This is a genomic window from Pseudoalteromonas sp. APM04, assembly GCF_022809815.1.
Classification (GTDB): domain Bacteria; phylum Pseudomonadota; class Gammaproteobacteria; order Enterobacterales; family Alteromonadaceae; genus Pseudoalteromonas; species Pseudoalteromonas marina.
In genome coordinates this window covers 2110754-2137699 of sequence record NZ_CP094441.1, presented here as the reverse complement: position 1 = coordinate 2137699, position 26946 = coordinate 2110754, and the positions used below count along the sequence as shown (strand labels likewise).

At 38.0% G+C, this 26946-nt stretch carries 19 protein-coding genes and 2 other annotated features; of the genes, 15 read left to right on the top strand and 4 right to left on the bottom strand.

Annotated features, from left to right (window positions below; genetic code table 11):
- The first annotated feature begins 3 nt into the window (after positions 1-3).
- From MTP24_RS09870 to MTP24_RS09850, 5 genes are all read left to right on the top strand, one after another.
- Positions 4-696, top strand: a complete 693-nt coding sequence (locus MTP24_RS09870; RefSeq protein WP_243530970.1) for an amino acid adenylation — start codon at positions 4-6, stop codon at positions 694-696.
- A gap of 158 nt (positions 697-854) precedes the next feature.
- Positions 855-1178: a hypothetical protein gene (locus MTP24_RS09865; RefSeq protein ID WP_243530969.1), complete on the top strand. Its 324-nt coding sequence runs from the start codon at positions 855-857 to the stop codon at positions 1176-1178.
- Between the two features lie 61 nt (positions 1179-1239).
- Positions 1240-2334, top strand: coding sequence for a hypothetical protein (locus MTP24_RS09860; protein ID WP_243530967.1), 1095 nt, complete (start codon positions 1240-1242; stop codon positions 2332-2334).
- A gap of 238 nt (positions 2335-2572) precedes the next feature.
- Positions 2573-2749 carry a patatin-like phospholipase family protein gene (locus MTP24_RS09855; RefSeq protein ID WP_243530965.1) on the top strand — a complete coding sequence of 59 codons (177 nt, stop codon included), beginning with the start codon at positions 2573-2575 and terminating at the stop codon, positions 2747-2749.
- A complete protein-coding gene (locus tag MTP24_RS09850; protein WP_008130909.1) occupies positions 2712-3032 on the top strand; it encodes a transposase in 321 nt (106 codons plus the stop codon). The genes MTP24_RS09855 and MTP24_RS09850 overlap by 38 nt, the downstream gene beginning before the upstream one ends.
- Positions 2990-3106, top strand: a sequence feature (AL1L pseudoknot). It overlaps the preceding gene by 43 nt.
- Positions 3107-3199: 93 nt before the next feature.
- Here MTP24_RS09850 and MTP24_RS09845 read toward each other — a convergent pair.
- Positions 3200-4419, bottom strand: a protein-coding gene (locus MTP24_RS09845; RefSeq protein WP_223230517.1) for an IS3 family transposase whose coding sequence is annotated in 2 segments (ribosomal slippage) — positions 3200-4131 and positions 4131-4419 — 1221 coding nt in all. Because the reading frame shifts where the segments join, the coding sequence is not laid out codon by codon here.
- Positions 4025-4141, bottom strand: a sequence feature (AL1L pseudoknot). (Overlaps the previous gene by 117 nt.)
- On the opposite strand from MTP24_RS09845, the gene MTP24_RS09840 reads away from it, so the two are divergent.
- The 5 genes from MTP24_RS09840 to MTP24_RS09820 are packed head-to-tail and all read left to right on the top strand — an operon-like array spanning position 4418 to position 14659.
- A complete protein-coding gene (locus tag MTP24_RS09840; protein ID WP_347814589.1) occupies positions 4418-8038 on the top strand; it encodes a dynamin family protein in 3621 nt (1206 codons plus the stop codon). The two genes, MTP24_RS09845 and MTP24_RS09840, sit on opposite strands and share 2 nt — an antisense overlap.
- Positions 8038-9768, top strand: coding sequence for a dynamin family protein (locus tag MTP24_RS09835; RefSeq protein WP_243530963.1), 1731 nt, complete (start codon positions 8038-8040; stop codon positions 9766-9768). Before MTP24_RS09840 ends, MTP24_RS09835 begins: the two co-directional genes overlap by 1 nt.
- Before the next feature lie 45 nt (positions 9769-9813).
- Positions 9814-11067, top strand: a complete 1254-nt coding sequence (locus MTP24_RS09830) for a TerB family tellurite resistance protein (RefSeq protein WP_243530960.1) — start codon at positions 9814-9816, stop codon at positions 11065-11067.
- A gap of 12 nt (positions 11068-11079) precedes the next feature.
- Positions 11080-12345 carry a hypothetical protein gene (locus MTP24_RS09825; RefSeq protein WP_243530958.1) on the top strand — a complete coding sequence of 422 codons (1266 nt, stop codon included), beginning with the start codon at positions 11080-11082 and terminating at the stop codon, positions 12343-12345.
- Between the two features lie 58 nt (positions 12346-12403).
- The gene (locus tag MTP24_RS09820; protein WP_243530956.1) at positions 12404-14659 is read left to right on the top strand and encodes a dynamin family protein; all 2256 of its coding nucleotides are present in this window, start codon (positions 12404-12406) and stop codon (positions 14657-14659) included.
- 272 nt (positions 14660-14931) lie between these two features.
- Here the strand turns inward: MTP24_RS09820 and MTP24_RS09815 are convergent, their stop codons facing one another.
- Together MTP24_RS09815 and MTP24_RS09810 are read right to left on the bottom strand one after the other, a co-directional pair.
- Entirely contained in the window at positions 14932-16590 is a 1659-nt protein-coding gene (locus MTP24_RS09815) for a diguanylate cyclase (protein WP_243530954.1), read from the bottom strand.
- A 102-nt stretch (positions 16591-16692) separates the two neighbouring features.
- On the bottom strand, positions 16693-19362 hold the full coding sequence (locus MTP24_RS09810; RefSeq protein WP_243530952.1) for a CHASE domain-containing protein: 2670 nt from the start codon (positions 19360-19362) through the stop codon (positions 16693-16695).
- Positions 19363-19652: 290 nt separating this feature from the next.
- Here MTP24_RS09810 and MTP24_RS09805 point away from each other — a divergent pair, with 290 nt between their 5' ends.
- On the top strand, positions 19653-20522 hold the full coding sequence (locus MTP24_RS09805; RefSeq protein WP_243530950.1) for an alpha/beta hydrolase: 870 nt from the start codon (positions 19653-19655) through the stop codon (positions 20520-20522).
- Between the two features lie 56 nt (positions 20523-20578).
- Here the strand turns inward: MTP24_RS09805 and MTP24_RS09800 are convergent, their stop codons facing one another.
- On the bottom strand, positions 20579-20968 hold the full coding sequence (locus MTP24_RS09800; RefSeq protein ID WP_243530948.1) for a DUF2750 domain-containing protein: 390 nt from the start codon (positions 20966-20968) through the stop codon (positions 20579-20581).
- Between the two features lie 214 nt (positions 20969-21182).
- Here MTP24_RS09800 and MTP24_RS09795 point away from each other — a divergent pair, with 214 nt between their 5' ends.
- From MTP24_RS09795 to MTP24_RS09780, 4 genes are all read left to right on the top strand, one after another.
- Positions 21183-22226 (top strand): alkene reductase, encoded by a 1044-nt coding sequence (locus tag MTP24_RS09795; protein ID WP_243530945.1) that lies wholly within the window; start codon positions 21183-21185, stop codon positions 22224-22226.
- Between the two features lie 191 nt (positions 22227-22417).
- Complete coding sequence (locus MTP24_RS09790) at positions 22418-24694, top strand: TonB-dependent receptor (RefSeq protein WP_243530942.1); 2277 nt, start codon at positions 22418-22420, stop codon at positions 24692-24694.
- A 69-nt stretch (positions 24695-24763) separates the two neighbouring features.
- A complete protein-coding gene (locus MTP24_RS09785; RefSeq protein ID WP_243530939.1) occupies positions 24764-25888 on the top strand; it encodes an alkaline phosphatase family protein in 1125 nt (374 codons plus the stop codon).
- Positions 25885-26940, top strand: a complete 1056-nt coding sequence (locus tag MTP24_RS09780) for an alkaline phosphatase D family protein (RefSeq protein ID WP_243530937.1) — start codon at positions 25885-25887, stop codon at positions 26938-26940. Before MTP24_RS09785 ends, MTP24_RS09780 begins: the two co-directional genes overlap by 4 nt.
- Positions 26941-26946: the final 6 nt, after the last annotated feature.

The following is a 26946-nucleotide window of genomic DNA, read 5'->3' as shown; positions in this document are numbered from 1 at the left end:
TCTATGAAACTCCAGCTAAGCGCCTCAAACGCACTTAATAAATACCTAAAAGCTGATTTACCTCGTTTGCCTAATGAACCAGATAAACAAGCGGGGGTAAATACCCTCATTAGCGATAGTCATTGTTTTAACTGGCAATTACAGATTATTGATAATAGATATAAATCTCGTGAAAAAACAATCATAGTTTGTGAGGCTAATAGCCGCTTTACGTTTTTTATACCGGTTAGTTTAAAGCTGTCGCAAAAAGAGTTAACCCAACGTTTGCAGTACGAATGGCAATTAATAATGGCTGAAACGCTTGAGGTGTATCAGTTAATACCACGCAGCGATATTGCGGTGCTGTTAAGTGAGCTATCTAAAATAGAGTTTATGCCGCACTGGGTTAAAAATACCGATTTAAGTATAAGCGGGCATATTAGCGATGCCGCACTTTGGGTTACTCAAACACTACAAGAAGAGGGGCTTTATGATTTACCTAAAGACCTTGCCATTGAGTTAGCTATTTACTTAAACACCCAACCTAAACGTATTACTAATAAAACAACTGGCCGCAAAGAAAAGTTTATACCCATAGAGCGTTTATTACATTATTGCCAATCGCTTATCGCTGCACGTCAGTTGGATGATAGCTCATCAAACGAAATACTTGATACCAGTAATATCATTAATTTTAGTGATTACCATAAAAAATAAGAGCTGGTTAATACTTTAAACTTATCAATAAAAGGGATTTTACTTTGAAAGATTACCAACCATTTTCAGCTGAGATAAAGAACGAAATCATAGACTAAATCAAAAATAATTTTGGTGATGTTTACTCAGATGAGTTGATCACTAGCTTTATAAAAATAATGGAAGAGTCTACATTTGTTGAGCTCGATTTTGCTGACTTATTAGCTTTTTTAAATGAGTGTAGAAACGGCTTTAAATTTTTTACAACTCAACAAGCATTAACTGAATTTGTGAAATCGAGTGAACGTAAACCAACGTCATTATTTGGACATATAAAGCTAGCCACAGAAGTAAACCTTTTCGATAGCTACTCTCAATACATATCAGAGTTCGATAAACTTTTAGTGAGTAACAGGTGCTTATATGTATCAGCGGGTGTTTGCACCGATTTAAACGAGCACCAACAGAGCTTTGAGTTTTATATGATTAATTACAAAAGTTAAGTAAAATTTTCATAAAAAAGTCTATGTACCTAAAGTTTCATGAATAGAATTAGGACGAAATATGTTATTCAAAATAATTTCAAAAGATAATAAGCAAGTGTTAGAAGCTGTGAACTCGCAAAGTATGGGGGAGCTTCAACTTGAGCAACTTATAATGGAAAATCAAAGAAATGATAATAATAACGGTACAACTCAATTACTGAATGAAGGTATTTTTGGAGAAGAGCTTATTCTACTGAAAAACCAAATTCAGGTTGCCAATCGAAAAAAAGCAGATGTTTTAGCACTCGATAAAAATGGGTGTGGTGTTGTTATTGAACTTAAGAAAGATTTAGGCCGTTTGGGAGTCGATACTCAAGCATTGCAATACCTTGCTCATATAGCTCGCTTTAAAGGCGAAAAATTTATAAAAAATAAAAAGTTAGTTAATGAATCATATGTTGAGTCTGTAGAATCTTTTATAGATTCAGCAGAAATTGACAGAGAAAAAATAAACAGTAAAAATCGTATCATTTTAATTGCGAATAAATTTGATCGTACGTTGTTTTCGATGGGGGAATGGCTTTCAGATAAAGGAGTTGGTTTTAAGTGTGTTCAATATAGTGTTTCTAAGCATAGTGATGGAACACAATATATTGATTTTTCGGTTGTATTTGACCGTTCTCCAGAATCTACTTTTCCACTAGAGTTTAGTCCAATGGAGCGTGAGCCTAAGTATTTTTGGTACAATATTGGCACTACTGAGCCCAAAAACTGGGCTTGCTTGAAAGAGAAGTCTATTGTTTCCGCTGGGTTTGATGGCAATAAGGACGACAAAGGAAATAGGTTACTTAATAGCTTTATACCTGGGGATATATTAATAGCGTATGCTAATGGCTATGGTGCTATTGGTGTTGCTGAAATTCAAGAATCCCCCTCGTTGAGTTATAAGTTGTTAAAGCAGCCAATTGCGAATGATCCTGTATCTGAGTATCACTTGCACAGGTTAAATGTTAATTGGCAGTGCACAACTGACGACTATTTTAGTGGTTCAATTACTCCAGCAGATACTAAAAACCAATTTAATATTCACCATCCGTACACAACGAGTTGTTCAATCGAAAGCGATAAAGCAAAACGATTAATTAGCGCGCTTAAGGATAATCTTAAGCCATAGATCAAACTAAAAAGTGTATTAGCAAAATCACAAGCTTGTAAAAACTTATTTCTCGTAAGTATTGTTATATTACTTGAATGTAATTTAAGTACCCGTGTTCATGCGAACTGTGCTCAGCTATTAACAGGTGTAACTAAAAACACCTTGAAATGAAATGCTTTAAATGGTTTATTAGCTTAGGTAAAGGAGTTTAAGTTGTTAACTTTTAAAGGTTAATTATTAATTGATAAGGATATTTATGGCTAAATTAGGTTTGGTTTTTTCTGGCGGTGGTGGTAAAGGCGCATACGAAATAGGCGTTTGGAAGGCACTAAATGAATTTGGTATTGAATCGCCCCGTGTTTGCCAGAGACTCAATAACTTGAGAAACTGGAACTATGAAAAAATCAAATCGCTATACATCAGAATTTCGTGAACGTGCAATTAGGCTTGTTACCACACAACAGCATGAATACCCTTCTCTTTGGGCTGCGCTAGTATCGATTTCAGATAAACTGGGATGTACCCCAGAAACACTTAGAGCATGGGTCAAGAAATCTCAAGCTCAACCGTCTAAACCCTCTTCTAATACGCAATCAACTGAAGAACGCCTTGCCGTCTTAGAGCGCGAGAATAAAGAGCTCAAGCGAACGAATGATATCCTGAGGCAAGCTGCCGCTTTTTTCGCCCAAGCGGAGCTCGACCGCAAACAGAAGTAATAGTGGATTTTATTGATGCTTGCAGAGAGCATTACGGTGTCGAGTCAATTTGCAAGGAATTGCCGATTGCACCATCAACGTATTATTCTCATAAACAGATACAAAGAGAGCCTGAGCGACTGTCTAACTGAATCGCCCCGAGTTCATCGGAGACCAGTTTGTTTAAGTCAGGCCACTTTACCTGACTCGTTTAAATTATCATAGTAGTCTGTTTCATATTGAGCTGGTGAAATATACCCAATTGAAGATAATAAGCGTTGATTATTAAACCAATTGACCCACTCTAACGTTGCGTATTCAACAGCATCAACATTCTTCCACGGGCCATTTCTGCGAATAATCTCTGTTTTAAATAATCCATTTATTGTTTCAGCCAATGCATTGTCATAAGAGTCACCCACACTGCCTACAGACGCTTGAATTCCAGCTTCAGCAAGTCGCTCAGTGTATCGTATAGACAAATATTGGCTGCCTCTGTCGCTGTGGTGAATTAACCCTTCGGGGTTGCCACGATGCCAAATAGCTTGCTCTAACGCATCAAGAATAAGCTCTGTGTGCATTGTCGTTGATACACGCCAACCTACAATGTATCGTGAAAAAACATCTATCACGAAAGCGACATAAACAAACCCACTCCATGTGGCAACATAGGTGATGTCAGCTACCCAAAGTTGATTTGGCTGCTCAGCAGTAAATTGACGATTAACTAAATCAAGTGGCTTATCTTGTTGCTCGTCAGGTATCGTTGTCTTATGTGCTTTACCCCGACGAACACCTTGAATTCCCATAACTCGCATCAATCGTTCGACTGTACAGCGGGCGACTTGATGGTCGTCAAGCTGTAGCTGCTTCCATATTTTTCTTGCACCATAAACTGACATATTATCCTCCCACACTTCGCGAATGAGTATTATCAGCTCAGCATCACGCTTTTTGCGGTTAGACAGTCGCTCAGGCTCTCTTTGTATCTGTTTATGAGAATAATACGTTGATGGTGCAATCGGCAATTCCTTGCAAATTGACTCGACACCGTAATGCTCTCTGCAAGCATCAATAAAATCCACTATTACTTCTGTTTGCGGTCGAGCTCCGCTTGGGCGAAAAAAGCGGCAGCTTGCCTCAGGATATCATTCGTTCGCTTGAGCTCTTTATTCTCGCGCTCTAAGACGGCAAGGCGTTCTTCAGTTGATTGCGTATTAGAAGAGGGTTTAGACGGTTGAGCTTGAGATTTCTTGACCCATGCTCTAAGTGTTTCTGGGGTACATCCCAGTTTATCTGAAATCGATACTAGCGCAGCCCAAAGAGAAGGGTATTCATGCTGTTGTGTGGTAACAAGCCTAATTGCACGTTCACGAAATTCTGATGTATAGCGATTTGATTTTTTCATAGTTCCAGTTTCTCAAGTTATTGAGTCTCTGGCAAACACGGGGCGATTCAACGTTGAAGCAGTTGCGGGTACTTCTGTTGGTGGTTTAAATGCTGCATTATTTACAGCTGGTGATTATAGCTCTGCTGAGCAGTTATGGCTTGATATTGCACCAAGCAAGGTATTAACACTTAAAGCAGAAGATATTGCTATAGCTGTTTCTAAGTTTGCCGTCGGGGCTTATTTACCGGGTGTTGCACCTAAAGCATTGATGACCTTGAGTTCTTTATTAGGGGGTGCAGGAGCTTTTTCGCAAGATGGACTTGCTGACCTTATTTACCAAAGCAATGTTTGCAATTCTATTGATAATAATTTATCGCTGCATTTATGTGCATTAACTGCTAAAAATGGCGAGCTAGTTTATCCGCAATTAAATACACTAAGCGCTGAAGACAAACAAAAATGGCTATTGGCAACCTCTGCAATACCGGCTGTTTTTAAAGCAGTTGAAATAGACGGCACAAATTATGTTGATGGCGGCGTATTACCTTCATATAGCGACAACACACCTTACAAACCACTTATAGAGCAGCATAATTGCACTCATATTATTAATATTTACTTGGACCGCCAAGCTGATACTGTTACTGCAAGTAAACAATACCCTGGGGTTAATTTTTGGAACATTGTTCCGTCACAAGCTTTCGCAGGCTTAATAGAACCACTTAATTTTACAAAAGAAAATGCAGCTAATCTTATTGAGTTAGGCTACAGCGACACGGCTAAAATTCTTAAGCAGTTTAAACCCTTTATGGATGATGAAGCGTGTTTTATGCAGGCCGCTTTTGAGTTTGCAGCTTCAAATACACAATTCAACGATCAGATATTAGTAAACCAACAGTTGCGTGATGGAAGAGCTTTAGATTCAAAGCAGCTTACATCTCCTCATTCATTAGATGATGTATTAAGCGAACTTGCCGATACGTTAAATCAGCAAGAGCGAGAGATAGCAAATCAAAATGTTGATAGTTTGATAGACGAATTTGCTGATAACTCTAACGAATTACTTGAGCATGCCTTTAATACAATTACAACACTTGCCTCTACTGAGGGGCGTATAAACGCTCAGTTAGAGCAAAGCCATGTGAGTCGGGTTCTCGGCTCGGTCTCGGGGAGCAATGCTAAGTTACAAGCGGGTGTTAACTATGATTTAAATCGAGCTATATATTCTAGCCAATTACTCATTCAAAAGCTCAACCATAAACAAGTACTAACAATGGAAGCGATGGTTTCCCTTGCTAACAAAACAAACTACCTGATGACTCATGTTAATGTGTTATATGGCAGCGTTAAAAAACTAGAACAAAATGTTTTTCAATCAGTTGCATTAATGAAGCAAGGAATAGAAGCATTAGCTCATCAATGCGATATTAGATTCAACCAACTTGAAAATAGAATTGATAACCTAGAACGAAGTCAATTAGTAAATAATTGGTATAACAATACAAAATCAAAATGCATCAGTTTAAATACACTGCAACCAAGTGAATTATTAATTAGAGTAACCTTGGGTTTTTATAATGATTTAGGGCGCGAATGGTCTAATAGTGAACTCAGTTCCTTCACAAATTTATTGCATGATATTGGCTTGCATCAAGCATTATTAACACCATGTAGCTTATTTAGTCCTAACTCCGCTAAGTTATTTTTAAATAATATACAAGCAAACGCCATTTTACCTGTTCCGCCTAAACATCAGCAGTTTCATCCTTTATTAAAAGGGCTGCAAATAGCAAGTGATGCGCAAAACGACGCAACCGCTGAAGAAATAAATCAAACGATTGAGCAACAACTCGGTTTAGCGCTCAATAATGAATTAAGTGGTTATGAGGTAGGGTTAGAGCTATTACATAGCCTAAAATGTAACGATAAAAGACTGCCGGCTTACTCAAATACGGGAAATTTGAGCTTACTGTCAGCTAATGAGCATACAACCATGCAAGCTCAATTGTTGGCTCAAGTTACTACGTATAAAAAAATTAACGATGATATTTTAATTAATAAAAATATCCGTGATGATCTTGCTTTTTTACAAAATAAAATTGAACAATTTAAAGTTATCATCCCTGTGATTGGCCAATTTTCGGCAGGTAAAAGTTCACTACTTAATAATTACTTAGGGCAAGACTACCTAAACTGCGACATAAACCCTGAAACAGCGGTTGCCACAGAGCTAAGTTATAGCGAAGACGAGCACATTATAATTAATTATATTGATAATAAATTGAGTGAGCGAAAAGAATTAGGTGAGTTACAAAGCCTAACAATTGACGAGAATATTTTTTATATTCAGGTTTTTATTAATAATCAAAAGCTTAAGAACCGTCCTAATTTAGTGCTGGTGGATATGCCGGGTTTTGCATCAAATAATACTGGCCACTCAAAGGCAATTGCTTGTTACTTGGAGCGTGGTGATTATTTTATAAATTTAATCCCCTCAGAAAAGGCCTTTGATGCAACAGCCATTAATCAACTGCAAGAAATCAATCTTAATTATGAAAAAGACATTGCTCATATTGTGTCTAAATCTAACCGTCTGCCAAGTAGTAAATTGTTAGCGGTTAAGAGTCAGTTGCAAGCGTATTTAACCGAAGCATTAGAAAGCGGTATAACGATTGGCCATATCGAAAATTTAGGTACTAACAAAAATATAATTGATTTTGAGAATGCAGTCGACACTGCATTAAATCAGTTTGATACATTACTTTGTAAGCGTTATTCACAGCAACTAGCTAAGTTAGCCGGGCATATAACCAGCGCCATAAATGGCCTTAAAAAGTCTAGCCAGTCAAGCGAAGCCCAAATTCAAGAACAAATAAACAAGTCTCACAGTGCATTTAGCTCGGTAGAAAATAAACTTCAAGCATCACTTAAAGATCTTGAATATAATCTATGTAGCGTAGGAAAAGAGCAGTTAATTCAGCGCTCTCAACAGGTACTGGGCTCATCCGTATCAGTTTTAGTTAGTGCGGCTAAATCGAATCAAGTATCACAAAAAATAAATGACCTACTAAGGCCCGTTTTACAACAAGGTGTTGATAACTTAGTAAAGCAAGAATTACAAAAGCTAGATAAAAAACTCGATATTATTAGCGAGCAACAACATAGCGATGTAAAAATTACACTTAATATACCAGCAGAGCAAAAAGAAGCCTTTTCAACAGCGTATGCAGCGGTAGCGGCCGGAGTCGCAACCGTTATTTTAGGCCCTCTAGGTGGTATTGTCTCTGGTATTATAGGTGGCTTACTGGGCCGAAAAGATAATGCAGAAGAACGCGAGCAACAAATAGAATCACAAGTACGTGAGCAAGTTATTCCGCAGGCCGTTAATATGGCTGTAGAGCATTGCACACAACAGCTAAATTCGGCGGTATCAAAAATCAAACAAGCTGTTTTAAGCTCATTTGAGCAAGAGCAAAACGACCTCAAGCAAAGTATTGAGCACCTTAAACAACAATTGCAGCAAAGCGAAGACGCGTTTAACGAGCAGCAGTTAAAGTTCGACAACGCTTTAATTCAAATTCAGCAAACTAATCACACCGCGCAAATAAAAACCAACGCTATAAAGGAAGCTAGCTAGTGAGTAATGATTTAGATTTTGACAGTTTAATGAACGGCCACCATGATAAAAGCAATAATGAAAATAGTGGTGTAAGTAATAGTGTAAATAGCAATGCAAATGAGCAATCAGCTCAAACACAAACTTCATCTCAAAACATAAAACCAGAGGGTGTTAATCAATACTTATACGAAAGTGAAAAGGGCTTAAGTTTATGTGCTCAATTAATTGCGAATGGTGATAGTAATACATCTGTTGCCCGTTTATTAGCCGAAATTAAACACACGATTGAACATGACTTTTTACAGCTAGCTAAACAAGACGATAACACCACAGGGGCTCATACTTATGCTCAATTGTTATTGCTTGAAAAACAGCTAAATGAAATTGCTGCTTTTCCGCATCTTGAAAAATACTATACCGTTGCAGTGGGTGGCTCATTTAGCGCAGGTAAATCGCGCTTTTTAAACTCCGTATTAGGGTGCCCCTCGTTGCTGCCAACAGACACAACACCCACTACATCTATACCTACTTATTTGTCGTTAGGTGAGCAAAATGCAATAAGTGCACTTAATTTTTATCGTAAAAAAACAGCAATAGATGAAGAAGCATTAAAAGCTATATGCCATGCATTTAATGAGCGTTTTGGCGTAACCTTTAGCCATTTACTACAGCTAATATCTGTTGAGCGAGAAGACTTTAAATACCCTAACCTCGTGTTTTTAGATACCCCTGGTTACAGCAAAGCCGACGATATAATTAACACACAAAACAATACCGACGAAAACATTGCTCGTGAGCATTTACGCAGTGCAGACTATTTAATTTGGTTGGTCGATCAGCAAAATGGCACTGTGCCACAGCAAGATATTGAATTTTTAAAAAGCTTAGAGCTAACTCAGCCTGTATTAGTGGTGATTAGTAAAGCGGATAAAAAGCCAGAATCGCAAATACAACAAATTATTAATACAGCAAAACAAGACTTACAACGAGCCGAAATTAATTTTTTAGACGTAATAGGGTACTCAGCCCAGTTAAATAAAGAGTTTTCAAGTTCCCAAACCGTACTAACTGATTTATTACAAACTGTGAGTAAAGGTAAAAATGGCTCGATTGTTTTATGGCAAGCAGAACAGATATTTAAGAGCTATATAAATTTTTATGAGTCTACTCGTCAAATTCATAGCTTAACAAGTGGCACGATTAAAGAGCTCATTTTTGCTGAAACTATATCAGACAAAAACAAACAACATTTAGACGATATAAGCAATAAAACAAAAGCGCAGGTAAATGCTTTAGCAACACAAAAGCAAGTTGCCCTTAAAATTCAGCAACAATTACAAGAGCAAATTACGCAGTTATGCGAGTTGCTCAATGTAAACACAACCATGCAGCCGAGCTCTGTGACATTGAGTTCAACTAATACGACTTGCTCACTTGGTAACGATAATGTACCCCAACAATCATTAGTATTTGAAGCGCTCGTGCAAGGCAGTATCAAACAGTTATCGGCTATTGCTGACATAACTGCTTTGCAAGGGCGAATAATTAAGTTAAGCGCGGTAGGCGTACACATTAAAATAGAAGAGAAAGTACCAACCGATTTCGACATCATTATTACTAAACAAAAAATAAAAGCCCAGTTGGGTGATGCCGTAATGAGTGATTATTTTAACGAAGGCCAGCGTGTGAAAGTTCACATAGTAAACGATAAAAAAGCGAGCATTACAGTCGATATAGCTTCGGCATAATTTTGAATTAGCAACACACAATTACTTAATAAAAAAGGAAGTAAGATGGATTTTGATATTTTAGACGTTATAAACGAGGCAACAAAAGAAGCTGATGCATTTGAAGGCCATCCAGCTGCTGATTTCACCATGGAAGAGCAGTTATTATACTTAAATGGCTTAGCTCTAGTCATGAATGCTGACGGTCATATTGACGACACCGAAAAGGAATATATTCGTATACTTATAAAATCAATGAGCCTTGATGAGTCAATACTTGACGACATGGTAACGTTTGCAAAAGCCCCAGATAAAGACACAGTACAAGCGTTTTTTCGTACTTTTCGCCGTCGCCCCGTTGCGCAGTTGTTTTTGTTCGATGCCCTAATGATGACCCGCCGCGATGACAAAGTAGAAGACAAAGAAAAGGCCGTTGTAGACAAAATAGCCGACCAGCTAGAAATACTAAAAGGCACCCAACAAGATATATTTGATTTATTTTGCCATATTAAAAACCGCAACTGGCAAGAAAGCGCATTATATTTCAGCTGCCATTTATTAAACCCAGATCACTTTAAACATCTACTTGCCTATCATGAAATAGAGTTCGATGCGTTAATGGCAGAAACCGCAGAGATCAGAAGTAATAGGTTAATTGAGGTGATTAAACAAAAGGTTGATATTGATGCATTAGAGTGGGAGCTACTCGTATATCGCAATAATAACTGTATGCCTGATGCGACAGAAATAACAACGACATTTATTACAAACATCGTTACTCTTGATCTGATTTTGCCATTTTTGCAATCAAAGCTTGATAGAAAAGAGCTACGCATTAATGCCGATGAGGTTTTATTAATTAAAGATGGTGTTGAGCTAGCCTATGGCTCACTAACTGATTTAACACTTAGCCATGATAAAGAAACAGACGCATTTTTTGTCACTCCAAATTTGACTGAAGACTCTGCGTTCAAAGTAACCGCTGAGCTGCTGAGCGATTTTGGCTTTATGATATCTGAACATCTAATTACAGAAAAAGATATTGAGTCTGATGATCCTCAAGTTATTAATATGGTTTTAGATATCCTCTATTCAGCTAAAATAGTCGAAGGTAAAAAAGATGGTGATTACGATAATCCTATTTGCTTTCCTAAACAGAATAGTGGATATGTAAAAAATGAAATTGTATTAGGCTACGACAACAAATATTACACTAATATTAAATCAATTAGTATAGTTTCCAAAGATAGTAGTGACTATGTTACTAACTCAACTCCATGGGAAGTACTAGCATCTGGTCAATTCAGGTTAATGAGATAAGGGAGCGAGTAGGTGACTGATTTAGACATGCTTGCCACTTTCATGGAAGCGACAAAAGAGCCGAGTGCTTTTGAAAACCACCCAATAGCGCAACAAGGGATTGAAGGGCAGTTATTGTATTTGCAAGGCCTAGCCTTAGTGATGAATGCAGATAATGACATTCATGAAACCGAGGTTGAGTATTTACAAATTTTAATAAACTCTTTTTCACTCGATAGCTCTGTTTTAGATGACGTGATTGATTTTGCTAAAGCGCCAGACAAAGTAACAATTCAAGCATTTGTTGCATACTATAGGCGTAAACCATTGGCGCAATTGTTTTTATTTGATGCGCTCATGATGACCCGACGTGATAACCAAGTGCACGAGAAGGAAATGCCTTTAGTGAACGCAATAGCACAACAACTCGAAATACTAAAAGGCACTCAACAAGATATATTCGATTTATTTTGCCATATTAAAAACCGTAACTGGCAAGAAAGCGCATTATATTTCAGCAGCCACTTATTAAACCCCGATCATTTTAAACATTTACTCGTCTATCATGAAGTTGAGTTTGAAACGTTAATGGCAGAAACCGCTAAAATAAGGTCTAAGCGATTGACTAAGCTTATCGTCAATAAAGTTACTCGTGCATGCCAGTTAAAGTGGGAACCTTTAAACTATTGTAATGCAGAGTCTTTACCGAAAGAAAAAGAGGTTACAATTGATTTTGCCCCTAGTATTTTTACACATGACTTGTTAGTCCCGTTTCTTCAATCGAAAATGGATAGGGGCGAGCTTCGAGTTAGCTCTGGTGAGGTTTTTATCACTTATAATTCACCTGAAAAATTGTACGGTTTACTTTCTGATTTACATTTGGAGTTTGACCCAGAAGATAACACTTTTTCAGTATCAAAAAGTTATATTTCTGACTCTGAATTAATGGTGCCAAACGAGATTAAGTTAGATTATTTCAAAACTATCTTCTCACCATTATTGAACGGGGAACCACAAGATATAAATGTAATTTTATATCAGTTATTTAAAGCTAAGATAGCGATTGGCAAGCAGCTACACCCTAAGGGCAAGCCTAATAATACGGAACAAATTAATTCTGTATGTTTTCCTTTAAAAGGCAAAAAAGTTTTGAAAGACGAAATAGTACTAGGCTTTAACAATAAGTTTTATAGGAATAAAGGTGGCGTTAAAGCTATTCTGATTTCAAACAGAAAATATTTAGATAACTTAACACTTTGGTCAGTATTGGCTTCTGGTCAATATAGGCTTGTTAAATAGAATTATTTACATAGAACAATAAAGTAAAGTTTTATCTTTTCGATAAAAGGAATTAAAAATGATTGAAGAACATTCATCAAGCTTATTAAAAATAAGTAAAGGCTATGAGTTATTAGGCAGCTCACTAGATAAAAATTTATTGGCAGAGTTACAGGCGCTAGCTAGTCATTTTAAAAATGACGCACTACATACACAAAATGAAAATAGATTGCTGCGTATTGGTATAATCGGCCAAATAAAGCGGGGGAAGTCTTCGTTTTTAAATAGTTTGTTATTTAATGGGCAAGACGTGCTCCCAAAGGCTGCAACACCTATGACGGCTGCGCTAACTAAAATTTGCTATGCACAGCAGCCAAAAGCCCTAGTTGAGTTTTATAGCAAAAATGAGTGGGGTAAAGTTAAAAACTTAGCGGATAAAGCATTCACTAAACAAGCAAGTTACGAAAACGCATTGCTTGAATATCAAGCCAATAAGGCAATATCGCAAAAGCAGGGCGTTTTTATTGCACCGCCAGTTAAGCCTGTTTTATCTGATGAAGAAAAAGCCAGTATTGAGCTTCTAAATATGGTTAAAAGTTCAGGGCTAAACGTTGCGCAGTATTTAGATACAACCATATCGCTTGATCAAGTAAATAATAATGATGAATTAGTTGATAAACTAAACAACTATGTAGGAGCCAGCGGCGAATTTACACCAATAGTAAAAAGCACTGAGCTGCATTTAAATATTGACTCTTTACGCGATATTGAGGTGGTTGATACACCGGGAATGAACGACCCAATAATCTCCCGTGGTAGACGTACACAAGAGTTTATAGGTCAATGTGACGTTGTTTTTGTACTCAGCAATAGCGGCCAATTTTTAGACCAATCAGATATGAGCTTGCTGGCGCAAAATATTCCCAATAAAGGTATTGAAGATATTGTACTAATAGGCTCATTGTTTGATGGGGCCTTATTGGATGAGTACCATAAGTACCCGTCTATTCAACAGGCGTTACCGGCCATTACTACAAAATTAAATAATCAGGCCACAAGTAATGTAGATAAGGTATGTAATGAGTTTTCAGCACATCACAGTGCTGAAGATGATAATAATCAAAGCCATTTAATGAGCACTTTACAAAATGCTTTGCCGCCTATATTTATTTCATCTCGCTGTTACGATTTAGCCGTAAAGCCAGAGCAGTCATTAAATGAAGAAGAGTTGCATACGTTGAACCTTCTTAATGGCATGTTTACTGACTTTACGTTTAATACCAATACGTTTGCAGCAGTGGCTAACTTCACAAAAGTACTAAGTAAATTAGATACTGTTAAGGCGAAAAAAGAACAAATATTGGCAGATCGTTTTAATAACCTTTTAATAGGTTCAAAACGTGAGGTTAAACAAAAATTAGCGCAAATTGCAGATGACGTAACTTATAAGCGTAAAAACTTACTTGAAGGTGATGTTGAAAGTTTAGCGAAAAAACAACAAGAAGCAGTTAAGCGAATAGAGTCTGGTACTGTTAAAGTTAATAGTGTTTTTGAAAAATACAGCATTCAAGCTGCAAAAACTTTAACACGCTTATTAACAGACATAAACCAAGATGCAATACAGGTAAAACAAGTACAGTCGCAATCAGGCTCGCGGGAAGAAAGTTATACAACATCAAGAGAAGTAAGTGACTCATCGTGGTACAACCCATTATCGTGGGGCTCAACTCGTACAGTAACGTCAACCCACTATCGTACAGTTAATTACACCTATGCAAGTGTTCATGAAGCAGTGAGTAAGCTTGAGTCATTTGTGGTCGATACCAGCAAAGCGATTTATGACGTAAGTGAAAACGCAATTCAATTAGGGTTGTTTAAACAGGATATAAAAGCATCTATTAAGGATATGTTTGATTTTACGGATGACAACTTTGACCCCGAAATGGTTTTAATGCCATTAAACAATGCCGTTGAACGTATTACGATCCCTGCGGTGAGTTTAGATCTTGATGCGCATATTAATACTATTAGGCAACAATTTAGTGCTGAGCAAGTTGAAGGCGATGACATAGCTCAGTTACGTACTGAACAGGCCCGCGTCGTTGCTTTATTATTGCAAGATATTAGTGTTGAGCTAAAACAGTGCATAAATCAAATAGTAGAGAAGTTAGCTAAAGAGCAAAGTAGTTTTATTCCGAGCTTAACCAAAGATCTAGTAGCAAGTGTAGAGCAGCTCAAGCAGGATTTAACTCACAAAGAAGAGGTATTAAAAGGGTACGATGACGTATTACAAAAAGTGAATACTGATTTAGCTACTTTAAGCACTAATTTATAAGTTTACTGCAGTTTAGGCATTATCGTATTTAAAAAACATAGATAATGCCTAAAGCACCTATACCCATCAATAAGCGGATAGTACGCATCTCCCCAAAGCGCTTTGGGGTTGTCCATCATAATATCGATAATATATGGTACAAGTTGCGATAAAAATTGCCCTGCGTCTTTTAGTTATTCCCTGTTGGCAGTACTGTTCCAAGTAGCTCCTCCATGTATCCCTCTTCCCCATCATTCAATATCAGGACGCCTTTGGGCGTCCTTTTTTGTGCTTTAAATCTGCTGAGTGGTATTGTGGTTAGTAGGTGTATTATTTTTACGAGCATATTTTGCCGCATACATTCTTTCATCAGCTAAAGTAAAACATGCTTTATAATCTGTGCACTCACTGCTGCTAGCAATGCCAAAGCTTAAACCAGATTGCGGCCACGTTTGCTTTAGTTGAATATGCGCTTTATTAAGTGCTTTAGATGTGTTGTCTGCCAATTTTTCTAGCTCGTTTAACGACGAAGCACAACACAAACATATAAACTCATCGCCTCCAGTTCTATACACATCTCCTAGGTTAGCCAGTTCTTTTTTAATTAATTCAGTGACATTGATAAGTAGTTTGTCGCCACTGGCATGCCCTAGTTGATCGTTTATTGATTTCATACCATCGCAGTCAATAAATCCTATTAAATAATAATGGCCTATGGAATTTAGCTTTTCTTGTAGTAGTAAACGATTGCCTACTTTTGTAAGTGGATCAATACGGGATTGCTCAAGGGCATTAATATAATCGTTTTGCTTTATTTTCAGCCATTCGGATAATGAAAGTAATATACAAATACAATCAATAGCGAGGGCAACAAGCACCCAAAGTTCAGCTGAAGCCGTTACGAATAAATTAAGGTGAGATAAAATAAAGACAACAAGTGATAGGCTGTAAACAATATTACCGGTTAAAAAGTACTTTGCTCTAAAATCGTTTAAGCTCAACATTTTAAAGCCGAGCACTAACGTTAGTACCACCCATATTGCTGCTAAAGTGTGCGCTAAATAAAATACCCAATGAAAGGGTAGTACTAGGTTTATAAAGCCACTAATAAAAGCGACATAAGAAAAATACTTTAAAAATTGGCTTATTCGTGTTTTTTCAACCGTATGAAAATTAAATAAGTAATAGGCAAAGGCGCTGGCTGAAGATATCGCAAACGAAAAAATATACATACCAAGATAATGCGAGTTTATGCTTTTAAAGCTGTAAAACACGCCAAAAACCCCAGCCGCAAACGCCCAACCAATTCCGTGTAAGCCAATATAACCTGAACAATATAACGCAACGTTTTGACCTGTTTTTAAATAAAGAATGAATGCCATGCAGGCAAGGGTGAGCATAATGGTGATGGACATTATACTGAGTGAATTTATAAAAAACTGCTGGTATATAAATGTAGGCTCATCTAAAAAGGTTACACTCACTGGTTTGGCGTAATGACGTGCATTTAAATAAAGCCACAGTACGCCTTGAGAATTTGTTTCTAGGTTTAATTGAAACGCTTGTCCATGCATTATAATTGCTGACTGCGACAAACTACCCTGAGAAAAATCAGCAATTAAACGAATTCCCTGTGTATCTTGCCAATAAGCAAAACCACCATCTAGGTAGTTTGCTTGGGGTAATACAAACCAGCGTTCTTCATTCAGAGTCGACAGTGGTATTTTAGCAACAGCGGGTCCACGCATTTCAGATAAAGAAACAAGAGGGCTTTGCTTATTTTGATATGCACTGATTATTTGTTCACCCAAAACAGGTGACTTTATATTAACTTGTTGCCAAATAGCTGGCCCAATTTTTTTAATTTGTTCATCATTGAGCGATTGAGCTAATGTACTAAAAGACAATAGGGTCAACAATATACATAAATATAAACTAAATAATCTAAGCATACTCCCCCTTTAATTTGCTTATGTGCTTTTGTAAAAAATACTTTATAAGTATTTATATAACCATTTAATACCCAATATGTCAGTTTTTAAGGTATTTCGGCTTTAGCTATTTTTAATATGTAATGCGTTTATTAGTTTTTGTTTTTCAATAGGTTTTGATACGTACCCATCAAAAAACTGTTCATAAAGTTGTTTTTGTTCAGAGAGTACATTGGCTGTAAGTGCAATAACTGTTTGTGATGCATCTATCCTTTTTATGGCTTTACACGCTTCAAAGCCATCCATTTTTGGCATTTGTATGTCCATTAAAATTATATGAGGTGATACCTTTTTGTATAAATCTATTGCTTCATAGCCATTATTAGCAATGACTAATTTAGCACCTGTAGGCTCAAGAAAAGAGCTCACAATTATTTGGTTAATTTTATTATCTTCAGCAATCAAAATAACTTTATTACTTAGATCGGGAAAATCTAAATTTTCAGTATTATCAGTGCTTGGTATCTTGTCAGCTTGTTCTAACGGTAGGTATACATAAAACTGGCTACCAACACCTTCTTCGCTTGTTACTTTTATGTCACCGTCCATAAGGTTTATTAGCGACTTCGTAATTGGCAATCCAAGCCCTGTTCCACCATATTCACGCGTGGTTGAAGACTCTGCTTGTTCAAATCGCTCAAAGAGCCTGTTTACAACATTTTTTGGAATACCAATACCTGTGTCTGAAACAATAGCGCAAACTTGTTCATCGTCAGTTAGTTTAAACTCAACCGTTACACCTCCTTTGTGTGTAAACTTAATTGCGTTGTATATTATGTTTAAAAACACCTGCCTTATTCTTACAGCATCACCACGCCAGTATTTATGATGAATCGTTGATTTAAATTTTAGATAAATATTCTTTTCTTGGGCAGGTACTAATAAATCAGACTCTAAATGATGAATTAATTCGTCCAGCTCAAACACCTTCTGCTCAAGAGAAAGTTTACCGGCTTCGATTTTAGAAAAATCCAGTATATCGTTAATAATAGTGGTTAATGAGCGAGTAGAGTAGAGTGCTTTTTTTAAGTAGTCTGTTGATTTATCATTCATCGGTTGCTCTTGCAGTAACTGCAGAGTACCTAAAATACCATTCATGGGTGTACGTATTTCATGGCTCATGTTCGCTAAAAATTCAGATTTAGTCTTAGAGCTTTGCTCTGCGAGTTCTTTTGCATGAGCAAGCGCGTGCTCGTGTTTTATTTGCTGCGTTAAATCAAACGCAATGCCTAAAAAACCTGCAACTTGGGCTCTGTTATTCAACAGCGACGTAACACTTAAGCTCACTTGAATATGCCTACCTTTAGAGTCTACATAGGTCCATTGATTAACATCGGGTTCTGTGGGGGTTGCCTTTACAATTAATGTTTCAAATCCAGGGCTCACTTTTTTATTGAGCTCAATACTCAGTTGTTTTGCTTTGCTTATCAGCTCTGTTTCTAAATGAAATATGCCACAGGTTTTTTTACCCACCACATCAAATGCCTTGTAGCCCAGTAACTTCTCAGCGGCAGGGTTAAACTCGGTGATTAAACCGTTTATGTCGGTAGCTATAATAGAGTAGCTAGCACTGTCTAAAATACTACGCTGTAACATACTAATATCAGCTATTTGCTGAGTTCGCAGTTTTACATCGGTTTCTAGTTTTAAATTGGCTTGTTCAAGAATATTTTTATGTGCTTGTTCGGCTTCACGTCTTAAATTTTCTTTTTGGGCTTTTCGAAAAAATTGTAACTGTATTGCAAGCACAATTAACATAGCAATGAGTGTTAAAAAAATACCATTCACGAGTGCTTGATACTGATAGGGCAAATGCAGGTTTTCTACAAACGCGTAAGAGCCATGCAAAGTTATTTGCCACTCACGACCAATCACTTTAGTCACAGTGGATACTTTAAATTCAGTGTTATTTGCTGGATTGCCGTATGTAAAAAAGGCCACATCAGTTGCATCGTTGAGATCGCTAATGGTTAAGTAGTTTTCATCAATATCAAATAATGAGTTTAAAATATTGTCTATAAGCAAAGGGGAGTATGCCCAGCCATGCAGTGCTTCAAGGCGTTCATCGTTAGATGTAGGAGTGATCTTACTCTTATAAATAGGTAATAGAATCAAAAAACCATGATGAGCTTTCTGATCTGCTTGGACTAACGTAATAGGTGCAGATAATTGCGCATTATCTGCAAAAACTGCGCTTAATGCTGCACGTTTACGAATAGTTTCTGAGCCAATATCTAACCCTATTGCTTGTTTATTACCACTTTCAGGAAAAATATATTGGATCACAAAGTGATCATTTTTGTTTTCAGAAAATGTTTTATAATTAAATAGGCTATCGGGGCGTTCGCTTTTTGCTTTATTTATAAACGCGGTAAGTTCGTTATGTGTTACTTTTTTTATGTACCCAACGCCGTTAGCCCCAGGAAACTCTTGGGCGTAATCTCTTGCGTTTGAATAACTCTTAATTGCGGTGTAGTCTAAATTTTCTATTCCAATACCTTGTATAAACGCTTTAAGGCCAAATAACCCGTATTGATATAACTCCATTCTGTTATTTATGCCTACGGATAAACTGGTTAACTTACTATTTAAAGCAGCTGTTACTTTTGAGTTTAAGGTTTGTTGATGCTGAATTTGTTGAAAATAGGTTAAAAAAATACCTGTAGTGAGGATTACAACCTGAAGTAAAGTACTTAATAGCACCCCTTTATTAGCTCTACTTTGCAAAGCCATTTAGCAATCCTTTTGTATGGTATTTTTGAGACTGTATTATTACCTAAGAGCTTTGAATATAGCATTTAATAGTTAAGTTACAAGCTAATAATTAACTAAACTCTTTGTTAAATAGTATGTTGCTTAATACTTTTATTTAGCGTGGGTTCCCAGTTAATACCGTATTTATAGGTATTTTTGTAATGAAAAAGGCTTTCTTTTAATCTATGCGTTAAAGCTTGCTGGTGATTTTTCGAAGTTTATGGGGAATTGTGTTACAACAATTAAATACAAAAGTTTTGGTTCATAACATGTACACACTTTCACAATGGCAATTAAGCGGTCAATTTATACATATAAACGGGCATCAAATTTTTACTAAAACGGCAGGGAATACACATAACCCCGCGCTTGTTTTAATTCACGGTTTTCCAAGTGCAAGCTGGGATTGGGAAGGTATGTGGGATGAACTTAGTAAACACTACTTTTTAGTGACACTTGATATGCTGGGATTTGGGCTTTCGGATAAGCCATTTAAAGCGGATTATAAAATTGCAGAGCAAGCTGATTTATACACACATTTTTTACAGCGTTTAAATATAAGTAATGTACACATACTTGCCCACGACTATGGCGATACCGTTGCCCAAGAGCTACTAGCGAGGCAAGTGGCTAATCAAAGTGAAGTACATATACACAGTGTGTGCTTTTTGAATGGCGGGTTGTTTCCTCAAGCACATAAACCGTTATTTATACAAAAGTTGTTACTTTCAAAGCTGGGCTGGATAGTCCCTAAGCTAATGAGTAAGCAAAAGTTTGCCAAAAATTTAACCTCCATATTTGGTGCAAACACGCCACCCGCACCTGTAGTTATAGATACGCTTTGGGCGCTTTTAAATCACAATAATGGTTTACGTGTTATGCCAAAGCTAATTAATTACATTACACAGCGAAAGCAAAACGAGCAGCGCTGGGTTACTGCAATTATTAATAGCGATATACCGGTTACATTAATTGCAGGTGAGCAAGACCCAATATCAGGGAAACACATGCTCGAACAGTATGAAAAAATAATACCTAATGCCCGCACACAAGGCTTTGCTGAGCTTGGGCACTATCCGCAAGTTGAAGATGCTAAGGCAATCACTCAGGCATATTTAAATTTTAGAAAGCAGGTATAAAAAAAGCGGCTATTGTAAAGCCGCGTTTATAAACTAAATAAAGTTATGCTAGTTACTTAGTATTTTTTCTTTGGTGCTTTTAGTTGTCTTTCAAATTCATCAGGAAATAAAATAGTACCGTCGTCTTCCTCTGTCGGGAATACGGCAATAAGTAAGTCGTCTTCTTCAAGGCCAGGTGTCCATCGGCTGAACCAGTCACTAGCAGGGATTGCTTTAGGTGTGCATCCTTCCCAGTCGCCCGTTGCCCATGCTTGTGCAAATTCTCGTGTAGGCCATACAGGCACACAATCGTCATCTTCGTTAGTAAGCATTACACAGCCGTCGTCGTCATTTAAAATCCATACTTGCTTGTACTGTTGCACGGTTTCAAACATAAAAGCGAGACGCTTTTTGGCTCCAAGGCCTAAAATTACGTCGTGTTCTTCGGTTGCATTTGCGCGTGTCATGATGGGCTCACTTTTGTTGCGGTCAATTTATATTTATAGCGTACAAGTATATCGAGTTATGTGACACCGTGTTGAAAACTTCACAATTATTTTTGTTATTTAGATCTGTTTTATGGGTTAGTCAGTATATTTTGAGCAAACATTCAAAATTGATCTTGAATGTTGCCTAAATGGCCGCACTTAGTATGCATACACTTAATCAAGGATTTATAAAATGAACACAGATTTACTTACACCATATCGATTAAATGACACGATTGAACTTAAAAATCGTGTATTAATGGCACCGCTTACACGTTGTATGGCTGACGAAAATTTAGTGCCAACGCAAGATATGGTTGAGTATTATGCTCGCCGCGCAGACACAGGTCTTATTATTAGCGAAGCGACAATTATTCGCCCAGACGGGCAAGGTTACCCAACTACGCCTGGTTTGTTTACACGCGAGCAAATTCAAGGTTGGAAAAAAGTGACCGACGCTGTGCATGCAAATGGTGGTAAAATGTTTGCTCAACTTTGGCATGTTGGCCGTGTAGCGCACCCTCATTTTTTTGATGGTGAAGTACTTGCCCCTTCAGCAATTGGCGTAGAAGGTTCGGTACCCCGCATGCGCGAGCTTACTTACATCACGCCAAAAGCCGCGACAACTGACGATATTAAATCGTTAATTGCAGATTTTGCCAAAGCCGCCGAAAACGCAATTGAAGCCGGTTTTGATGGTGTAGAAATTCATGGCGCAAACGGTTACTTAATTGATCAATTTTTACATTATGAAGCCAATGTACGTGAAGACGAGTACGGCCAAACACCGCAAAACATGGCTCGCTTTGCGCTTGAGGTTACCGATGCAGTTATTGCTGCAGTAGGTAACGAGCGTACAGCACTGCGTGTAACACCTGGTGCCTACTTTAATATGAGCGAAGATAACCGCGACAAAGCGGTATTTGACTACTTACTACCTGAACTTGAAAAACGAAACCTTGCTTACCTGCACGGTGGTATTTTTGATGACAGCACAACATTCGAATCGCTTGAAGGCAAAACAACTTCAGCGTTTTTACGTGCGGGATACAAAGGAACACTGGTAGGCGTAGGTAGCTACAGCTTTGAGTCAGCTAAAGAGGCAATTAATGAAGGTAAGTTTGATTTAATTGCGATTGGCCGCCCGCTAATTGCAAACCCTGATTACATTAGCAAAGTAACAAACGGCGAAGAGTTAGTCCCTTATAGCGACGAGATGCTTGCTGAGCTTAAATAACGTTTAGCAATTAAATAAAAAAAGACACTTAATAGCTTTATTAAGTGTCTTATTTTTTACATATTTTCGCCATTATTTTCTCATATTTGTTTAATCTTTATGTCAATAAAACAAAGCGTTATTGTCATATTGAAAAATCATACTGTGCCCGTTTTCATAATAAACCATTAATAAAATCAAACGGGACAACAATGTACGCTTTAAAGAGTAAATCGATTTTGAGCATGGCCATTGCCATGGCGGTATCAACATCTGCTTATGCTAACGACGAAACCACTATTGAAGAAGTAACGGTTGTGGCAAAGCCAACCAGTTACGCTAATAATGTGATTGAACCTGCCATGTTAGAGCAGCAAAGCACGGTTTCAAGTGTGTTGTCAGTCATTGATAATTTGCCAGGCATTAGCATAAACGAAGGTGATGCATTTGGCGGTGACGATTGGTCTACCACAATTACGATGCGTGGTTTTAGTATTGACGGGAATCAGCAACAATTAGGTATGACAGTTGATGGCATTCCTAATGGCGGCTCTAATTATGGCGGCGGTGCAAAAGCAAATCGCTACTTAGACTCTGAAAACCTTGCAACCGTTGAAGTAGGTCAAGGCACGTCTGATATTAAATCGGCTTCACTTGAAGCACTTGGTGGTACATTTAACTTTGTCAGTAAAGCACCAAGCCTTGAAAAAAGCACTACTTTTGCTTACACGTCGGGCAGTCACGACGCTACAAGATACTACTTAAAACACGAAATGGGTACATTATTTGATAACACCCAAGCTTACGTTAGTTACTCACAAACTGATACTAGCCGTTGGATTGGTTCGGGTAGCAATGGTGGTAAAGATAACCAACACGCTGAAGCTAAATTTGTTACTACGTTAACGGATTTAACCATTACCGGGCGTATATCATACGATGACGTAAGCGAAACAAATTACAATAGCGTGAGTCTAGCCCAATTTGAGCAAACACCTGATTGGGATCAACTAACGTGGAATTGGACGGGTGTGCCGCATTTTGACCAAATGTTTGCAGAAGGTTGGGGTACACTTCGCGAAAATACGTTAGCATATTTAAAGTTTGAATACGCTATTTCGCCAACGTCATTACTTACTGTTAGCCCTTATTATCATAAAAATTCAGGACGTGGCGATTGGATCCCACCTTACCTAACAACCCCAGTTGATGAAAATGGTAACCCAACAACCGAAGGTGGCTCAAATGCAGGGTCTTACGGTTTTACCGACAGTGAAGGTAATCCGCTTGCACCCAACGCAGATTGTACAGCTAGCTTAAGCTGGCCATGGGAGTCTGGCCCGGGGTTAAACCCTGCGTGTTACGATGCAGGAGCAACACCGGTTATGTCGTATCGTCATACTCATTACAATAAAGATCGCTTAGGCGTAACAGCCCATTATGCCGCTACATTTGGTATGCACGACATAGAAGCGGGCTTTTGGTATGAACAAAGTGACCGCGACGAATCGCGCGATTGGCACAAAGTGATAGATGCACGTATTTATCACCACTACGACAGCATGCCTTACTGGACTCAATATAAAAATACCTTTGAAGCCGATACGCTAAAATGGTACGCACAAGATTCAATGGCATTTGGCGATTTAACGCTTAACGTAGGTGTCAAAAAATACCTCGTTGATATTGAAAAGTTCGACCATTACCAAAATGCAACAACTGCAAAAGTAAACAGTGACTCAGATATACTGTTTAGTGGTGGTATTGTGTACCAGTTGAATAACTCAACAGAGCTATTTACTAGTTATAGCGAAAATTTTGCAGCTATAAAAGATGGTGTGCTTGAGCGCGACAGCTCTGATTTGTCAGCCATTGAACCAGAAACAGCTGAAAATATTGACTTAGGTGTTCGTTACCAAAATGATGCTCTTAAACTCACCGCTACAGCTTATTCAATTGAGTTTGATAACCGTATTACCTTTATTGCACCTGGCAGTGATACTGGCGGCATTGACTATACCATTGGTACTAACGGTTCTTACTTAAATGTAGGCGGTATTGAATCACAAGGGCTAGAGCTTTCAGCAAGCTACATGCTTAGCCCTGAGTGGAGTTTTTACAGCTCGTATACAAATAATAACTCAGAGTACAAAGGTGATGCGCCAGGTTTTGAAGCGGGCGATAAGGTTATAGACTCAGTGGATGACTTATTTGTGCTTTCTACCGATTATTACAGTGGCGATTTTCGCTTTGGTTTGTCGGCTAAATATACCGGTGAGCGTGGCGACGTAGATAGCTACACTGTGCTTGATTTAAATGCGGGTTACGCAGCACAAGTTGATGCAGGGCCATTTAAAGCTATCGATATTGCTTTTGTTGTTTATAACGTAACAGATGAAAGCTACTTAGCCGGCGGCACAGGTAATGGTTCAACTTACTTTATAGGCTCGCCTCGCACTGCGGCAGTTACCTTTACAGCTACGTTTTAAGCAATCAATTACGTAAATATAAGCCCGTCACTTTGATGGGCTTTTTATTTAACGTGAGGTGAAAAATTCATGCATAAAATATTAAAAGTATTATTGGCGAGCTTTATTTTATTTGCCAGCTCTGTGTGTGCGAGTGACGCAAACGTTGTGCTTGTGACCCTTGATGGCGTGCGCTGGCAAGAAGTATTTAGTGGTGCTGATAAAAACCTTATTAGTAATAAAGACTTTGTTAAACAGCCGAGCGATTTAAGTAATGAGTTTTGGGATGAAAATCCACACAAGCGTCAGCAATTATTAATGCCTTTTTTAACGCAAGTAGTGGCTAAACAAGGCATAATTATTGGCGACAGAACAAAGGGATCTACAATGTCGGTTAGTAATCCGTGGTATTTTTCGTATCCCGGTTATAACGAAATCTTAAGTGGCGAAGTAGATGAAAATATTAACAGTAACGATAAAGTGTATAACCCAAATAAAACTATTTTAGAGCGTTTAGACGCGCAAGCTGAATTTAAAAACAGCACCGCGTTATTTGGTAGCTGGGATGTGTTTCCATACATTGTAAACACCAAGCGCAGTAACGTATATGTAAATGCAGGGTTTATGCCTATTGCAGAGGATTTATTTGCAGATGCCCCACTTTTAAATGCACTGCAAAAAGAAATCCCCAGTCCGTGGGCAAATGTTCGATTAGACAGTTTTACCTATCGTTTTGCTAAAGCCTACATGTTGGCTAAACAACCCAAGTTGCTGGTAATAAGCTTAGGTGAAACAGATGATTTTGCCCACGATGGTCATTACGATGCTTACTTAAAATCAGCGAAACAAAGCGATGCATTTTTAAAAGACTTATGGCAAACCATTCAAAGTACCCCTGGTTATAAAAACAAAACAACGCTTATTATTACTACTGACCACGGCCGAGGTACTCATGCAAGCGATTGGCAACACCATAGCTCTAAACAGGCCTTAGCCAATTCACCGCAAGGTAAAAGGGCATTCCCAGAGGGAATTGTTGGTTCGGAGCATATTTGGCTTGGCGCAATTGGCCCTGCCATTAAAGGAAATGGCCTAATAAAAATTAAAAATGTTAAACAAGCGCAAATTGCCGCTACAGTGCTTGCGGCACTTGGTCAGCAACCACATATAATAAACCCCAATATGGCACCCGCTATTAAAGAGATTTTAAAATGAAAATGTTATTAAACCCTATTTTATATTCAACGCTTGCGTTGGTTGTTAGTGCAAGCGCGATGGCTGCACCATCAAAAATATTGTTTGGCTCGTGCGGGCATCAAGACAAAGACATCCCAATATTCGACACCATAAATAAAGAGCAGGGCGATCTATTTATATTTTTAGGCGACAATATTTACGGCGACACCAATGACATGTCAGTGCTTGCTGATAAATATCAAAAACTAGGTGCAAAACCCGGCTTTAAAACCCTAAAAGAAAACACACCTATAATTGCAATGTGGGACGATCACGACTTTGGTCAAAACGATGCCGGAAAAGAATACCCTCATAAAGAAGAATCGCGACAAATTATGCTCGACTTTTGGGGCGAGCCTAAAAACACAGAGCGTAGAACACGCTCAGACGGTATTTATACCTCGTATATGTATGGTGAAGGCGAGCAAACGGTGCAAGTGATTATGCCCGATTTACGTTGGAACCGTGACACACTTAATCATGTAAGCGAGCTTGAATATTACACCAAGCGTAAATTAAACAACCAAGGCCCTTATAGTCCAACAGAAGTTAAAGGCGCATCAATGCTAGGTGAGGCGCAATGGCAGTGGCTCGAGCGCGAGCTTAAAAAACCTGCTGCTATTAAGCTTATAGCATCAAGTTTGCAGTTATTGCCTGATTTTACAGGCTGGGAGTCATGGGCAAACTTTCCAGAAGATCGAAATCGTTTATTTACGTTAATTAAAAAACATAAAGTAAATGGCGTGGTGATTATTAGTGGCGATACACATTGGGGGGAAATATCTAAATACAATCAAAACCTAGATTACCCGCTTATTGAAATGACTAGCTCAGGTTTGACTGAAAAATGGAAAGACGTCAGCCCAAATAAGCATCGCGTGGGCAATTACACGCACAATGTAAACTATGGTGATTTAAGCATTGATTGGAAACAACCCGACCCAGCTATCTCATTAAAACTCAAAGGCATTGACGGCAAGGTCATTATGCAAAGTAACTTTGGCCTTTCAAGTATTAGCCCTTATAAATAAGAGCGC

Excerpts from the sequence above, each read along its gene's own strand:
- MTP24_RS09855 (WP_243530965.1), top strand. The coding sequence starts at position 2,573 with ATGGCTAAATTAGGTTTGGTTTTTTCTGGCGGTGGTGGTAAAGGCGCA.
- MTP24_RS09860 (WP_243530967.1), top strand. The coding sequence starts at position 1,240 with ATGTTATTCAAAATAATTTCAAAAGATAATAAGCAAGTGTTAGAAGCT.
- MTP24_RS09870 (WP_243530970.1), top strand. The coding sequence starts at position 4 with ATGAAACTCCAGCTAAGCGCCTCAAACGCACTTAATAAATACCTAAAA.
- MTP24_RS09815 (WP_243530954.1), bottom strand. The coding sequence starts at position 16,590 with ATGCTTAGATTATTTAGTTTATATTTATGTATATTGTTGACCCTATTG.
- MTP24_RS09850 (WP_008130909.1), top strand. The coding sequence starts at position 2,712 with ATGAAAAAATCAAATCGCTATACATCAGAATTTCGTGAACGTGCAATT.
- MTP24_RS09795 (WP_243530945.1), top strand. The coding sequence starts at position 21,183 with ATGAACACAGATTTACTTACACCATATCGATTAAATGACACGATTGAA.
- MTP24_RS09780 (WP_243530937.1), top strand. The coding sequence starts at position 25,885 with ATGAAAATGTTATTAAACCCTATTTTATATTCAACGCTTGCGTTGGTT.
- MTP24_RS09785 (WP_243530939.1), top strand. The coding sequence starts at position 24,764 with ATGCATAAAATATTAAAAGTATTATTGGCGAGCTTTATTTTATTTGCC.
- MTP24_RS09805 (WP_243530950.1), top strand. The coding sequence starts at position 19,653 with ATGTACACACTTTCACAATGGCAATTAAGCGGTCAATTTATACATATA.
- MTP24_RS09800 (WP_243530948.1), bottom strand. The coding sequence starts at position 20,968 with ATGACACGCGCAAATGCAACCGAAGAACACGACGTAATTTTAGGCCTT.
- MTP24_RS09820 (WP_243530956.1), top strand. The coding sequence starts at position 12,404 with ATGATTGAAGAACATTCATCAAGCTTATTAAAAATAAGTAAAGGCTAT.
- MTP24_RS09830 (WP_243530960.1), top strand. The coding sequence starts at position 9,814 with ATGGATTTTGATATTTTAGACGTTATAAACGAGGCAACAAAAGAAGCT.
- MTP24_RS09865 (WP_243530969.1), top strand. The coding sequence starts at position 855 with ATGGAAGAGTCTACATTTGTTGAGCTCGATTTTGCTGACTTATTAGCT.
- MTP24_RS09810 (WP_243530952.1), bottom strand. The coding sequence starts at position 19,362 with ATGGCTTTGCAAAGTAGAGCTAATAAAGGGGTGCTATTAAGTACTTTA.
- MTP24_RS09790 (WP_243530942.1), top strand. The coding sequence starts at position 22,418 with ATGTACGCTTTAAAGAGTAAATCGATTTTGAGCATGGCCATTGCCATG.